1 protein-coding gene is annotated in these 272 nt (G+C 46.0%); it reads left to right on the top strand.

Annotated elements, in window-relative coordinates; genetic code table 11:
* Window positions 1-30: 30 nt before the first annotated feature.
* The coding region (locus tag AC0IZJ_RS28480; RefSeq protein WP_471855624.1) for a DUF2511 domain-containing protein at window positions 31-272 on the top strand (242 nt) is incomplete at its 3' end.

Below are 272 nucleotides of genomic sequence, written 5' to 3'. Positions count from 1 at the left end.
ACTCTCGAACCTTTTTGATGGATTACGAAAATGATGAAAAAAAGTATTCTGGCGTTTCTGTTACTCACCAGTTCTGCAGCGGCGCTGGCTGCACCGCAGGTGATTACCGTCAGTCGTTTTGAAGTGGGTAAAGACAAATGGGCGTTTAATCGCGAAGAGGTGATGCTGACTTGCCGACCGGGTAATGCTTTGTATGTTATTAATCCGAGTACCCTCGTGCAGTATCCTTTAAACGATATCGCACAAAAGGAAGTTGCCAGTGGGAAGACCAA

The organism is Roseateles sp. AC306 (assembly GCF_979253795.1).
This window is presented reverse-complemented; position numbering and strand designations above follow the sequence as displayed.